The organism is Ralstonia mojiangensis (genome assembly GCF_023955645.1).
GTDB classification, from domain to species: Bacteria; Pseudomonadota; Gammaproteobacteria; order Burkholderiales; family Burkholderiaceae; genus Ralstonia; species Ralstonia mojiangensis.
The window spans coordinates 192785-205924 of record NZ_JAMXHU010000001.1; the positions used below are offsets into that span (position 1 = coordinate 192785).

At 64.5% G+C, this 13140-nt stretch carries 12 protein-coding genes; 2 read left to right on the forward strand and 10 right to left on the reverse strand.

From position 1 onward, the window contains the following. Positions 1-4 precede the first annotated feature (4 nt). Both NG898_RS00880 and NG898_RS00885 read left to right on the forward strand, forming a co-directional pair. Positions 5-3274 (forward strand): pilus assembly protein, encoded by a 3270-nt coding sequence (locus tag NG898_RS00880; protein WP_252690700.1) that lies wholly within the window; start codon positions 5-7, stop codon positions 3272-3274. 96 nt (positions 3275-3370) lie between these two features. Next, positions 3371-3868, forward strand: coding sequence for a glutathione peroxidase (locus NG898_RS00885; RefSeq protein ID WP_092972479.1), 498 nt, complete (start codon positions 3371-3373; stop codon positions 3866-3868). A 12-nt stretch (positions 3869-3880) separates the two neighbouring features. On the opposite strand, the gene NG898_RS00890 is transcribed toward NG898_RS00885, so the two are convergent. The 10 genes from NG898_RS00890 to NG898_RS00935 all read right to left on the reverse strand — a co-directional run bounded on the left by NG898_RS00890 (position 3881) and on the right by NG898_RS00935 (position 13140). Beyond that, positions 3881-4579: a helix-turn-helix transcriptional regulator gene (locus tag NG898_RS00890; protein ID WP_252690701.1), complete on the reverse strand. Its 699-nt coding sequence runs from the start codon at positions 4577-4579 to the stop codon at positions 3881-3883. Between the two features lie 41 nt (positions 4580-4620). Next, positions 4621-5100, reverse strand: a complete 480-nt coding sequence (locus NG898_RS00895; protein WP_252690702.1) for a cupin domain-containing protein — start codon at positions 5098-5100, stop codon at positions 4621-4623. A 60-nt stretch (positions 5101-5160) separates the two neighbouring features. Then, positions 5161-5556 (reverse strand): VOC family protein, encoded by a 396-nt coding sequence (locus NG898_RS00900; protein WP_027680594.1) that lies wholly within the window; start codon positions 5554-5556, stop codon positions 5161-5163. Positions 5557-5724: 168 nt separating this feature from the next. Next, the gene (locus tag NG898_RS00905) at positions 5725-6456 is read right to left on the reverse strand and encodes an LrgB family protein (RefSeq protein WP_252690703.1); all 732 of its coding nucleotides are present in this window, start codon (positions 6454-6456) and stop codon (positions 5725-5727) included. After that, positions 6453-6842, reverse strand: a complete 390-nt coding sequence (locus tag NG898_RS00910; RefSeq protein WP_045202631.1) for a CidA/LrgA family protein — start codon at positions 6840-6842, stop codon at positions 6453-6455. The genes NG898_RS00905 and NG898_RS00910 overlap by 4 nt, the downstream gene beginning before the upstream one ends. Positions 6843-6894: 52 nt before the next feature. Then, positions 6895-8139 carry a glycolate oxidase subunit GlcF gene (glcF, locus tag NG898_RS00915; RefSeq protein WP_252690704.1) on the reverse strand — a complete coding sequence of 415 codons (1245 nt, stop codon included), beginning with the start codon at positions 8137-8139 and terminating at the stop codon, positions 6895-6897. Between the two features lie 26 nt (positions 8140-8165). Then, entirely contained in the window at positions 8166-9299 is a 1134-nt protein-coding gene (gene glcE, locus NG898_RS00920; protein ID WP_252690705.1) for a glycolate oxidase subunit GlcE, read from the reverse strand. A 22-nt stretch (positions 9300-9321) separates the two neighbouring features. After that, positions 9322-10251, reverse strand: coding sequence for an ion transporter (locus NG898_RS00925; protein WP_252690706.1), 930 nt, complete (start codon positions 10249-10251; stop codon positions 9322-9324). An 11-nt stretch (positions 10252-10262) separates the two neighbouring features. Beyond that, entirely contained in the window at positions 10263-11756 is a 1494-nt protein-coding gene (locus NG898_RS00930; RefSeq protein WP_252690707.1) for an FAD-linked oxidase C-terminal domain-containing protein, read from the reverse strand. 493 nt (positions 11757-12249) lie between these two features. Continuing rightward, positions 12250-13140 (reverse strand): LysR substrate-binding domain-containing protein, encoded by an 891-nt coding sequence (locus NG898_RS00935; RefSeq protein WP_252690708.1) that lies wholly within the window; start codon positions 13138-13140, stop codon positions 12250-12252.

The window sequence follows — 13140 nt, forward strand, 5'->3', positions numbered from 1 at the left end:
TCATATGCGCTCATTTGCTCAACGATTTGCGTTTGCCGCCACGGCAACCGCCGCGCTCGCACTGGCGTGTGTCCAGCCTGCAGGGGCCGAGGATATTGACCTGTACACGGGGCTGCAACCGCAGGCGGGCAAGCCGAACGTGCTGATCGTCATGGACAACGCGTCCACGTGGAATGCATCCGCGCCGTTCACCTGCGACACCAGCGGCGTCGTGTCGAGCAACAATGCAAACACCGATGTGGGTGCCGAGCAGTGCGCGCTCTATGACGCGGTGAATGCGTTCAAGAATTCACCGTCGCTGCTGGGCAACCTGAATCTCGGCCTGATGATGTTCGGCTCCGGCAACAACGTCGGCGCGCAGTTCCAGTTTCCGTCGACGCCGCCGTCGCAGTTGCCGTTGATGGATCTCAACGGGATCAACAGCTTTCTCAACTATGTGTTGACGATCGATCGCCAGGCAAATAACTCGAACAATTCGCAGGTTGGCGGCGGCATGGAGGAGGCATGGGCCTACTTCAACAGCGGGACGGGCCCTTCAGGGACGGATTATTCGTCTGTGCGTCCGATCAATAACCCGTGCCAGCGGACGTACGTCATCTACATCGGCAATGCCGTCAACAACGGCAAACCGCAGGACACCGGCAAGAACATCCAGAGCGATCTGGCGACTGCGCTGGGCCTGTCAGCCAATACGACGCCGCCACAGATCGTCATACCGTCGCCCTATAACAAGTACCAGGCCAACTGGGGCGATGAGTGGGCGCAGTTCATGTACCGCTACGACCTGCAGACGAAGACGATCCCGAAGGATCACCCGCCGCAGAACATCATCACCTACACGATTTCCGTCACGGACGGAAACAACCCGGACTACGTCGCGTTCGACCAGAGCATGGCCACGAACGGTGGCGGCAAAGCGTATGTCGCGCAGCTTGGGAAACCGGACCAGCTGAAAGACATCCTGCTGCAGATCTTCAACGAAATTCAGGCCGTGAACAGCGTGTTTGCGTCTGTCAGCTTGCCGGCCGCCGTGAATGCACAGGGACAGTTCCTGAACCAGGTCTATGTCGGCATGTTCCGTCCGGACGCGACCGCCGCGCCGCGCTGGATGGGCAACCTGAAGCAGTACCAGGTGGGCTACGACACCAACGGCAGCCTGCAACTGCTTGATTCGGTCGGTAAACCGGCGCTCAGCAGCGCAGGTACAGGTTTCATTTCACCCAACGCCATCAGTTTCTGGACGGCTGATCCTCCGCTCGCTTTTGGCACCAGTGGTTACGGATCCGGCGTGACGAACTGGCCTAAGAATGGGTTCTGGATCAACAGCCCCTCCGGTGTCGGAGGTGCAAATGATTCCCCCGACGGTGAGGTGGTCGAGAAGGGCGGCGCCGGCGAAATGATGCGGGCACAGCTCCTGACAGATCAGAGCACCCGCGTGCTGTACACATGCAACGGCATCGGTACCTGCCCGACCAGCGGCGCCATGCCGACGTTCGACACCAGCAACACTTGGCTGACGGGCGGTACCGGCAAGGGGCTGGACGCGATCAATTCATACAACAGCGTCAACGGCGCCCCGGCGATCACCTCGACCGAGCAGACCTACTTCATCAACTGGGTGCGCGGCCGTGACGTCTATGCGATGGACGGAACCACGAAAGCGCCGACGGTGGGGCAGGAAGCCGAGACGGGTCCGGGGTCTCCAGTGACGATTCGTCCGTCGATCCACGGCGACGTACTGCATTCACGGCCGGTGGTGATCAACTACGGAACATCGACCACGCCGAATGTCGTCGTCTATTACGGCACCAACGACGGCGTGTTCCATGCCATCAACGGAAACCAGACAACCGGCATCAAGACCTCGTCGACAAATACCGTGCGTCCTGGCGGCGAGCTGTGGGGTTTCATCCCACCCGAGTTCATCGGCAAGTTGAGCCGGCTCTACGCCAACACGCCGGAGGTGGCCCTCTCTACCACACCGGGCGGCATCACGCCCAAGCCGACACCGCGCGACGATTTCTTCGACGGCAGCACGACCGTCATGCAGGATCAGCGCACAGCCGGCAGCCCGCGCACCGTCATCTACCTGACAGCGCGCCGTGGTGGCAGCCTCGTTTATGCGCTGGACGTGACTGATCCGGTCAATCCGCGCTATCTCTGGTCGAGGAGCAACACCGACATTCCGGAGCTGGGTCAGACGTGGTCGAAGCCTCGCCTGATGCGTGTGGCGGGCTATGCCAACCCGGTGCTGATCATGGGCGCGGGCTACGATGCGGCTTCCGAAGACAGCGACCCGGCACCCGGCACCGACACCATGGGCCGCGGCATTGTCGTGCTCGATGCGTACAGCGGCGTGCCGGTGTGGAGCGCCTTGGCCAACTGCACCGGCGTGGCCGGCGTGTGCGTCAAGAACACCAGCCTCACGCGTTCGATTGCCTCCGACGTCACGGCGGTCGACCGCACAGGCAGCGGCTACATCCAGATGGCCTACGTGGGCGATGTGGGCGGCAACATCTGGCGTGTGGACTTCCAGAGCGCTGCCGGCAACACTCCCGCCAACTGGGCGTTGACGCAGTTCGCCGCGCTTGGCGGCGCAGCCAATACCAACAATGCGCGCAAGTTCTTCTATGCGCCGGATGTGGTGCCGACGGCCGGCTTCAATGCAATCCTCGCCGGCACTGGAGACCGCGAGCATCCGCTGTATTCGGCCTCGAACACGCCCGGTACTGCCTACAACGTGGTCAACCGGTTCTACATGCTCAAGGATCCGAACCTCGGGCCGGTGCCGGCCGGGTGGACACCGCTGACCGAAGCCAACCTCGTCGATGCGACCTCGGTGGCGTACAACGGCACGGGCTCCGGCTTCTTCATCACGTTGCCGAATCCGGGCGAGAAAGTTGTGAATGCGCCGCTGACCGTGGCGGGCTACACGACGTTCGGCACCAACACGCCAGCCGTGCCAAAGGCGGGCATGTGCTATCCGAACCTTGGGGTGGCGCGCACCTATTCCGTCAGTTTCCTGACTGGCGCCGGTCAAAACACCGACCGCTCCGTCATGCTCGATGGCGGCGGATTCCCGCCGTCCTCTGTGTACGGCGTGGTGCTTGTGAACAATGGCAATGGCGGCACGACGCCGGTTCCGGTGTGCTTTGGCTGCGGTAACCAAACGGGCACGGGCGGTGGATCGTCGCTGGCGCCGATCAAGGTCACCCCCACGGGCCTCGGCAAACGCAAGCGCACGTTCTGGTTCTCAGAAACCGACAAACATTGACCCGCATCGCCCCTCAACGGCCCGCCCAGCGCGGGCCGTTACAATTCCGGACAGATGCCGGAGCACCCCGTTCCCGCAACCATCCGGAGAGTAGCCATGAGTGACGTCTACGCATTCGAGGCCGATTCGTTGACCGGCCAGCGCGTGCCGCTGTCGCAGTACAAAGGCAAGGTCCTGCTGATCGTGAATACGGCGAGCAAGTGCGGATTCACGCCGCAATACGCCGGTCTGGAGGCGGTGTACAAGCGGCTGCATGAGAAAGGTCTCGAAGTGCTCGGCTTTCCGTGCAACCAGTTCGGCAAGCAGGAGCCGGGCGGCGAAGACGAAATCGGCGCGTTCTGCGAGAAAAACTACGGCGTCTCGTTTCCGATGTTCGGCAAGATCGACGTGAATGGCTCGAACGCGCATCCGCTCTACAAGTGGCTGACGTCGGAAAAGCCCGGTGTGCTCGGCATCGAAGCGGTCAAATGGAACTTCACCAAGTTTCTGCTGCGCCGCGACGGCACGGTCTACAAGCGCTACGCGCCCATGACCAAGCCGGAAGAGATCGCCGACGATATTGAACGGCTGCTGGCGGAGCCGGATCCCGCCTGACGTTGCGGATCGTTAATCCGACGAGCCTCGCACCTTGCGCATGAAATCCGCCAGCGAGCGCTCGGCGGATTCGGCAAAGTGGCGCTCCAGAATGTCGACCTTGACGCAGCGGTCGAGGCGGAAGGTGCGGTAGTCCTGACGGTGCTCGCACCAGGCGGCCACCAGCCAGACTTGTCCCCAGAAAAACAGGCCGAGCGGCTGGATGCAGCGCTCGGTCAACTGACCTTGCGCATCCCGGTAGGAGAGTCGCGCGACGGCGTGGCGGCCAAGCGCCGCATGCAGCGTGTCGAATACCTGCTTGACCTCGTTGCCCATGCCGTAGCCCGGCGCAAAGATGCGCGTGGTCTCGGCTTCGTTGCGGCGCTCCGCGGGCAGGGCGCCCATCAGTTTTTCCAGTGCCGCTTCCACCGAGTCGGCCATGGTGCCGCCGCCCCATGCCTTGATCATCCGCGCGCCGGCCACCAGGGCTTCAACTTCATCGGTGGTGAACATGAGCGGCGCGAGGTCGAAGCCAGCGCGCATGCGGTAGCCGATACCGGCTTCGCCTTCGATCGGCACGCCCGAGACAGACAGGTCACGGATGTCGCGGTACACCGTGCGCTCGGACACGCCGAGGCGCTCGGCCAGCATGGCCGCCGTGGTCAAACGGCGGCCTCGCAGGATCTGGGCAATCTGGAACAGGCGGTCGGCGCGGCGGGTCATGCGCGGCATTGTAGTGGGCTTCGGCCCGGGTGCAATGCGCGCCATATCCCCTACGCGCCGAAGGGCGTCAGCTCACGTTGCGGGTGGATGTCGACCACGTCGACCTGCTCGCCACGGCGCAGCATGCGCTTGCCCAGTCGCGGGAAATCGGCAATCTCGATATTCAGATGTTCGCCACCGCACAGATAGACGAGGTCTTCCTTGCCGCAGTTGCGCAGGTGGTGCGCGATGCCCGTGGGGAACGCCATGAAATCACCGGCGCGCACGGTGAACATGCTGTCGGCGATTTCAGCTTGCGCTTCGCCCGAGAGGATGTAGATCCATTCCTCTTCGCGCTGGTGCGAGTGATAGACGAATGATTCCTTGCCCGGCGGCACACGCGCGAAATTCACGCCGGTGCGCTTGAGCCCGAGCAGCCGGCCCATCATGGTGCCGTGGATTTCCGACAGGCTGTTCCAGGGGTGCGAAAACGACTGCGTGCGCGCGGCGATATCCGCGGCACGCATGAGATACGGGGATTGACTCGGCATGGTGTTCTTCTTCTCTGTCTCGTAGTAAAGGCCGGCGCCCGCGCACCGGCCTTGGGGGCGTTACTGCTGTAGCAGGTACGCCTGTGTTTTGGCGTCCGGTTCGTGTAGGCCGACGCGGTTGCCTTCGGTGTCGACGATGTGGGCGATGCGGCCCATGTGGTCGGGCAGCGTCATCGGGCCGAACACGCATTGGCCGCCACTGCCGTTCACGCGCTCGAGCACGGCATCCAGGTTGGGCGCGTTCAGGTACACCACGCTGCCCTTGTCGGACGGCGCAAAGCCTTCGCCCTTGACCAGCGCACCGTGGATGGTCGTCTCACCCGCCGGAAACACGCCCATGGTCAGGTCGCCCATGTCTTCCTGCTTGAGCTGCGTGTCGAAGACGTTCTCGTAAAACTTCACCGCGCGGGGGAAATCGTTGGCGGGGATTTCAAACCAGTTGATCACGCTTGCCATGTTGTCGCTCCGGTTGATGAGGCAGGTGGTTGGGGGAACCTGTCTCGTTAAGGTGGAGCGATTCTGGCGGGGGGCTCCTGACAGCGTTCTGTCAGGAGCATTCAGGAGGACTGCGGAGTGTGTTGCACGTTGCCCAGGCAGTGAAGGCCGGGCGGAGGGGGAAACAGTTCAGTGCGGAATCCAGCCCGCCAGCAGCGGCACCAGCACCGCTGTCAGCACGCCATTCAGGCCCATGCCCAGCGCCGAGAACGCACCCGCCTCCGGATTGACCTGAAACGCGCGCGCTGTGCCGATGCCGTGCGCCGCAATGCCGGTAGCAAAGCCACGCACGCTGTATTCGCGCACGCGCAGCAGGTTCAGCAGCCGCGTCGTGGTGGTCGCACCGACAATGCCGGTAATGAGCACCAGCACCGCCGTAATGGTCGGTGCGCCGCCAATCTTCTCCGAGATGCCCATGGCGATCGGGATCGTCACCGATTTCGGCGCCATGGAGCGCAGCGTTTCGGGCGATGCGCCCAGCAGCCATGCGATTCCCACTGCTGACACCACCGCCACGACGGACCCCGCGAGGAGCCCGCCCATCAGCGGTAGCGCGTGGCGGCGCAGCTTCGCCCATTGCTGGAACAGCGGTACGGCCAGCGCGACGGTGGCCGGGCCCAGCAGAAAGTGCACGAACTGCGCGCCGTCGAAGTACGTCTTGTACGGCGTGCCCGTGAGTGTCAGGAGTGTGCCCAGGATGACGACCGCAATCAGCAGCGGATTGACCATCGGGTTGAAGCGGCTGCGTTCGTGCAGGCGCACGCCAATCAGGTAAGCGATGAGCGTGGCGGTCAGGCCCAGCAGCGGGCTGGCGGCCAGGTAGACCCAGAGTTGGTGCAGATTGGGAGCCATCGTGTTCATGGGGCCAGCTCCTCGTGGCCTTCGCCGCCGCCGTGGTCAATGCGGCCCATGCGGCGCATCAGCGCGCGGGTGACGAGTGCACCGGCGGCAATCGACAGCCACGTCGACACCACGGTCGCCACCACGATCGGCAGCCATTCCTGCCCGATGCGGTTCAGTTGCGTCATGACGCCCACGCCGGCCGGCACGAACAGGATGGTCAGATGCCGCAGCAACTCGCTGACGGTGCCTTGCATGACTTCGAGCACGCGGCCTTTGTCCACCAGCAGGTAGATGACCAGTAGCACCATGCCGATCACCGGGCCGGGCACCGGCAGGTGCAGCGAATACGTGAGCAGCTCTCCCACCGACTGGAACGTCAACAGGATCGCGAAGGTTTGCAGCATGGGGCCTCCGGGTAAAACGAAGCGCCAAGTATAGAACCCGGCCGCGTTCGCTTCAGGCCAGCATGCGGTCGACCAACTCGATCCAGTGTTCAACCGGCGTGTCCGTGCCGCTCTGCAGATGCGTCACGCAGCCGATGTTGGCGGTGACGATGCGCTCGGGCTGCGTCGCCTGCAGCTTGGCGAGCTTGTCGTCGCGCAGGCGGTAGGCCAGCTCCGGTTGCAGCACCGAATACGTGCCGGCCGAGCCGCAGCACAGGTGGCTGTCGGCGCAGAGCTTGACGTCTACGCCCAGCGATGCGAGCAGCGTTTCGACCGCACCGCGAATCTGCTGACCGTGCTGGAGCGTGCAGGGCGGGTGCCACACCACGCGCGGCCGTTGCGCTTCAGGTTTGGCCTTCTGCAGAAGCTGCGGCGAAAACGCCGGCAGCACCTCGCACAGGTCGCGCGTCATGGCGGACACGCGCGCCGCACGCTCGGCATAGGCCGGGTCATCGCGCAGCAGGTGGCCGTATTCCTTGACCATCGCGCCACAGCCCGAGGCGGTCATGACGATGGCCTCGGCGCCGGCTTCGATATGGGGCCACCACGCATCAATGTTGGCGCGCATGTTGCCGAGGCCGCCCGTGTGGTCGTTCATGTGATAGCGGATGGCGCCGCAGCAGCCTGCCCGGTCTGCGCTGATGAGCTGCACGCCGAGCTTGTCGAACACGCGCGCTGTGGCCGCATTGATGTTGGGCGACATGGCCGGTTGCACGCAGCCTTCGAGCAGCAGCATCTTGCGTGCGTGCGCGGTGCTTGGCCGCATGCCGGCGTGAGGCTGCTTGGCCGGAACCTTGTTGCGCAGCACTTGCGGCAACATTGGCCGCACCGCCTGTCCGAGCTTGAGCGCGGAGCCGAACAGCGCCGGTCGCGTCAGCCCCTCGCGCAGCGCCCAGCGCACGGCGCGCTCGCCTAGCGGGCGTGATTCGCCTTTCGCGTCGAGCTGGTCATCGACGATCTTGCGGCCGATCTCCACCAGGCGCCCGTAGGTCACACCGGACGGGCAGGTCGATTCGCAGTTGCGGCAGGTCAGACAGCGGTCCAGGTGCAGGCGTGTCGCGGCGCCGGCGGGCTGGCCTTCCAGCACCTGCTTCATCAGGTAGATGCGCCCTCGCGGGCCGTCCAGCTCATCGCCGAGTAGTTGGTAGGTTGGGCAGGTGGCCGTGCAGAAACCGCAGTGCACGCACTTCTGCACGATGCTTTGGGCTTCTTCGCCCTGAGGGGTGTTGCGCAGGAACGCCGCGAGCGTGATTTGCATGATGGGCTTGCGTTAGAAGTCGGCAGTCAGAACGCTGAATACAGACGGCCCGGGTTGAAGACGCCGTGCGGATCAAAGCTGTCTTTCAGGCGCTTGTGCACGGCCATCAACGGCGCGGCGACGGGCGTGAAGATGTCGCTGGCGCGGTCGCCGTTGCGGAACAGCGTGGCGTGGCCGCCGGCTTTGCGTGCTGCATCGCGGATGACGTCAGCCGAGGTGTTGGCGGTGTCGATCCACCAGCGCTGGCCGCCGCCCCATTCGACGAGTTGTTCGTCGGCAGAAGCATGTCCGAGCGCCAGCGGCGGCGTGGCCGGGGGCAGGGCGATGCGCCATAGCGGCAGGCTGCCTTGCACGGCACGCGCAAAAAACGCATGTGATTGCTCGCGCAGGTCGTGCCAGAACGCGGCCCCTTCTGCGTCGTCAACGCGTTCGCCGCCAAGCTTGGCAATGGCTGCGCGCACGGCCGCATCGGCACCGCTCAGGCGCACCCACAGCGCACCGTCGATCCACGCAGACGCCGCGATCGGCAACGGCTGGCCGCCCCAGCGGTTCAAGGTATCGATGGCTTCGCCTTGCGCCATGGCAAAGCGCAGCGTTGCATCGCAGAACGGCATCGGCAGCACCTTGAGCGACACCTGCACGATCAGGCCCAGCGTGCCGAGCGCACCGGCCATCAGGCGCGAGACGTCGTAACCGGCCACGTTCTTCATCACCTGGCCGCCGAAGTTGAGCATGTCGCCGCGGCCGTCCATGACGACGGCGCCGAGCACGAAATCGCGCAGCGCACCCACCGACTGCCGGCGCGGCCCGGACAGGCCGGATGAAAACGCACCGCCGACGGTCGCCTGCTTGCCGTCCGCAGCAAAGTGGGGCGGCTCGAACGCCAGCATCTGCCGGTGCTCGGCCAGCGCAGCTTCGATCTCGACGAGCGGCGTGCCGCTGCGTGCGGTGACGACAAGTTCGGCGCAGTCGTAGTCGACGATGCCGGACCATTCGCGTGTGTCGAGCACCGTGCCGTGGGGTGCAGGTGCGCGGCCGTAGAAATCCTTCGTGCCGCCGCCACGCAAGGTCAGCGGCGTGTGGCTGTCGGCCGCGTGCGCGATGGCCTCACGAAACCGTGCGAGCGTGGGCGAAAGGGCGGTATCTGGCGTGCTTGGCATGGCGAACCTTCAGGTGCGCAGCTCACTGGCTGTGCGCGGTCTCGGTGGGGTGGAGCGGAAGCTTGGTGCCGCAGCGCTTGCAGAATGCGGCGTCTGTATCGTGACGGTCGAGCGTGCAGCCGCTGCACGCGCGGGTCTGCGGTGGGACGGCGGAGGCAGATCCTTCGCGCATGGTGTTCACCAGTTCCGCGCCGATGATGCCGGTCGGGAACGCGATGATGCTGTAGCCGAGGAGGATGGTGAGCGAGGTAATGAACTGGCCCAGCGGCGTGCGCGGCACAAGATCGCCAAAGCCTGTGGTGGTGAGCGTGACGACCGCCCAGTACATGCTGACCGGAATGCTGGTGAAGCCGTGCTGCGGCCCTTCCACCACGTACATCACCGTGCCCAGGATGATGGTGATGATGAAGACGGTGCCCAGAAACACGAAGATCTTGTGCCGCGCGTTCAACAGCGCACGCAGGAGGATCTGCGCCTCTTCAAAGTAGACCGTGATCTTCAGTATCCGGAAGATCCGCAGCAGGCGCAGCAGCCGCACATCGAGCAGGTAGGCCAGCTCGGGCACAAAGATCGCCAGCCACGTCGGCAGGATCGAGATGAAATCGATGATGCCGTAGAAGCTGAGCACGTAACGCCAGGGCCTGCGCACCACGAGGATGCGCATGACGTATTCCGCCGTAAACAGCAGCGTGAAGAGCCACTCGAGCACCGTGAAGAGCGTGCCCGCGCGGCCGCTGACGCTCGGCAGGCTGTCGAGCATCACCACCAGCACGCTGGCGAGGATGGCCCCCAGCAGGGTCAGGTCGAACAGCCTGCCGGATCGTGTTTCGGCTTCAAAGATGATGGTGTACCAACGCGCGCGCCAGCCGCTCTCGGGTTTGCCGAGATATTCGCCAAGGCGCGCGTTGTGGGCGTGCCAGCGGTTCCGGGCGGTACGGGGCGGATTCTTCATGGCTGCGGGCTTCAGAAGCGCGGCAGGTCGGGATGCGGCAGCAGGCCGTTGCGCACGTGCAGCTTGCCGTATTCGGCGCAGCGCGCGAGCGTGGGGATGGCCTTGTCGGGGTTCAGCAGGCGCACCGGGTCGAAGGCCGCTTTCACGCGCAAAAAGGCGTCACGTTCTTCCGCCGAGAACTGCACGCACATCGAGCTGAGCTTTTCCACACCCACGCCGTGTTCGCCCGTCACGGTGCCACCGAGTTCGACGCAGGTCTCCAGAATGTCGGAGCCGAACAGTTCAGCGCGGTGCCATTCGTCCTGGTCTTCGCCGTTGAAGAGGATGAGCGGGTGCATGTTGCCGTCGCCTGCGTGGAACACATTGATGCAGCGCAGGGCGTACTTCTGCTCCATCTGCTGGATGCGCCGCAGCAGCGTGCCGATGTGCTTGCGCGGGATGGTGCCGTCCATGCAGTAATAGTCCGGCGAGATGCGGCCTGCGGCCGGGAAGGCATTCTTGCGGCCGCTCCAGAACTTCAGGCGCTCGGCTTCGCTTTGCGACACCTGGATGCGCGTGGCACCCGATGCGCGCAGCACTTCGCTCATGCGCGCGATTTCTTCGGCCACTTCTTCGGGGGTGCCGTCGGACTCGCACAGCAGGATGGCGGCTGCATCGAGGTCGTAGCCGGCGCAGACGAATTCCTCAACAGCCGCGGTGGCGGGCTTGTCCATCATTTCCAGCCCAGCCGGGATGATGCCGGCGGCAATCACGTCGGCCACGGCGTTGCCGCCCGATTCCACGTTGTCGAAGCTCGCCATAATGACCTGCGCCAACTGCGGCTTGGGGATCAGGCGCACGGTCACTTCCGTCACCACGGCCAGCATGCCTTCGGAGCCGATCACCGTGGCCAGCAGGTCCAGGCCGGGTGCGTCGGGCGCTTCGCTGCCGAATTCGACCACCTCGCCATCCATCATCACCGCGCGCACGCGCAGCACGTTGTGCACGGTCAGGCCGTATTTCAGGCAGTGCACGCCACCCGAGTTTTCATTGACGTTGCCGCCAATGGTGCAGGCGATCTGCGAGGACGGATCGGGCGCGTAGTACAGCCCGTGCGGATTGGCCGCTTCCGAGATGGCGAGGTTGCGTACGCCCGGCTGCACGACGGCCGTGCGCGTAGACGGGTCGACTTTGATGATGCGCTTGAACTTGGCCAGCGACAGCACCAGCCCGCCCGGCGTGGGCATCGCGCCGCCCGACAGGCTCGTCCCGGCGCCGCGCGGCACCACGGGCACGCCCATGCGGTGGCACACGCGCAGGATTTCGACGACCTGCGCTTCGGTATCCGGCAGCACCACGGCCAGCGGCACCTGCCGGTAAGCGGCGAGGCCATCGCATTCATACGGGGTGGTGTCTTCGCGCTCCCAGAGCAGCGCGTCGTCGGACACGATCTGGGACAGCGCAGCGGTCAGCTCGGCCTGCAGGGCAGATTGATCGCGGGCGGTGGCGGGCAGCGACGCGTTCATGGGGTGTCTCTCATCGTTGTGCCCGGCAGCGGTGGCCGGGGTGGGAGGCACTATAGCCCGGCCGCCGCGCCATGCGGCGTGTTAAGGACTTTTGCTGCGATGAATTTGGCTCGCCGAGGCGGCCAATGCGGTTCATCGCGTTGCGGCAAGGTTTTACCGCTCGTTCGTGGAGCTCCGACCTCCATGATCGAGCCTTCGACCGTCGATGATGGGGCTCAAACCATCGAGCTTCACACTAAAAGTTTCGAATCCGAGGTTCGGGTACCTCACGCGTGAGGCAAATAGGGTCAGCGTTGATGAAAAAAGCAGCAACGATGAGGTTCAGAACGTCGCCTTCGAGGCCCGGAGGCTCGGCCCATGCCCCTTTTTGGTCCGACGTTGCTGCTTTTTTCATCAACGCTGAGGCTTCAGAGCCTCAACGTCGATACTAAAAGTTTCGAATCCGGTGGTTTGAGGTCCAGTTACGAGGCTTGGCTGCCCACGGCTGACCGGTTTACCAATCCAGCCCCAGCAACCAATCCACAAACTGCCGCGCCTCGGGCTTCATCGGCGCCTGCTCGCGCTGGACGATGTAATAAGCATGTGGCGACGCCGATTCGATGTCCAGCAGCCGGACGATCTGCCCCGAGGCCAGCCAGTTGCGCGCCATCGCCTGCCGCACTAGCGCGACGCCCTGATTGGAGGCCACTGCTTCCAGCATCAAGCCGATGTCGTTGAACAGCGAGCCGGTGGCGGGCTCGGGTGCGTCCAGCCCCGCCGCCTCAAACCACGGGCGCCACGGCTCCAGCGGGCTGCGCAGCAGCGTGAGGTTCAGCAACTGCGATGCTTCGGTGATGGTGTTGCCGCTGATCTGCTCGAAGTAGCCGCGCCCGCACGCCGGGAACACCGGCTCGTTGAGCAGCAGCGTCGTCTTCAGGTCCGGATAGCGGCCGGTGCCGTAGCGGATCTCGACATCGGTGTCCTCGGCTTTCACGTCGAGGAACGGGATGGAGAGATGCAGTTCCAGATCAATGTGCGGGTACAGCGCGTTGAATTCCGGCAGACGCGGCACGAGGTGCTGGCGGCCGAACGTGGGCGGAATCGCCACGCGCAGCCGCGCGCGCTGCTTGCTGAACTCCGGCCGCGCCAGTTCGTGCAGCGTGTCGAGCGCGACTTGCACGCTGCGCAGGTAGCGTGTGCCCGCGGCGGTCAACCGCAGCGCCGTGCCGGTGCGCACGAACAGGTCTTCGCCCCATAGTTCTTCCAGGTTCTTGATGCGGTGCGATACCGCGCTGGGCGTGACCGACAGCTCTTCGGCCGCACGCGCGAAGCTCGCATGGCGCGCCCCCGCCTCAAAGGCAATCAACAGATGCAGCGGAGGAACGCGCTTGAAGACGGAAGACAT

Bases quoted from the DNA above. Each gene is read 5' to 3' on its own strand.
- NG898_RS00935 (WP_252690708.1), bottom strand. From the start codon at position 13,140: ATGTCTTCCGTCTTCAAGCGCGTTCCTCCGCTGCATCTGTTGATTGCC.
- NG898_RS00885 (WP_092972479.1), top strand. From the start codon at position 3,371: ATGAGTGACGTCTACGCATTCGAGGCCGATTCGTTGACCGGCCAGCGC.
- glcF (WP_252690704.1), bottom strand. From the start codon at position 8,139: ATGCAAATCACGCTCGCGGCGTTCCTGCGCAACACCCCTCAGGGCGAA.
- NG898_RS00910 (WP_045202631.1), bottom strand. From the start codon at position 6,842: ATGCTGCAAACCTTCGCGATCCTGTTGACGTTCCAGTCGGTGGGAGAG.
- NG898_RS00905 (WP_252690703.1), bottom strand. From the start codon at position 6,456: ATGAACACGATGGCTCCCAATCTGCACCAACTCTGGGTCTACCTGGCC.
- NG898_RS00880 (WP_252690700.1), top strand. From the start codon at position 5: ATGCGCTCATTTGCTCAACGATTTGCGTTTGCCGCCACGGCAACCGCC.
- NG898_RS00890 (WP_252690701.1), bottom strand. From the start codon at position 4,579: ATGCCGCGCATGACCCGCCGCGCCGACCGCCTGTTCCAGATTGCCCAG.
- NG898_RS00895 (WP_252690702.1), bottom strand. From the start codon at position 5,100: ATGCCGAGTCAATCCCCGTATCTCATGCGTGCCGCGGATATCGCCGCG.
- NG898_RS00925 (WP_252690706.1), bottom strand. From the start codon at position 10,251: ATGAAGAATCCGCCCCGTACCGCCCGGAACCGCTGGCACGCCCACAAC.
- glcE (WP_252690705.1), bottom strand. From the start codon at position 9,299: ATGCCAAGCACGCCAGATACCGCCCTTTCGCCCACGCTCGCACGGTTT.
- NG898_RS00900 (WP_027680594.1), bottom strand. From the start codon at position 5,556: ATGGCAAGCGTGATCAACTGGTTTGAAATCCCCGCCAACGATTTCCCC.
- NG898_RS00930 (WP_252690707.1), bottom strand. From the start codon at position 11,756: ATGAACGCGTCGCTGCCCGCCACCGCCCGCGATCAATCTGCCCTGCAG.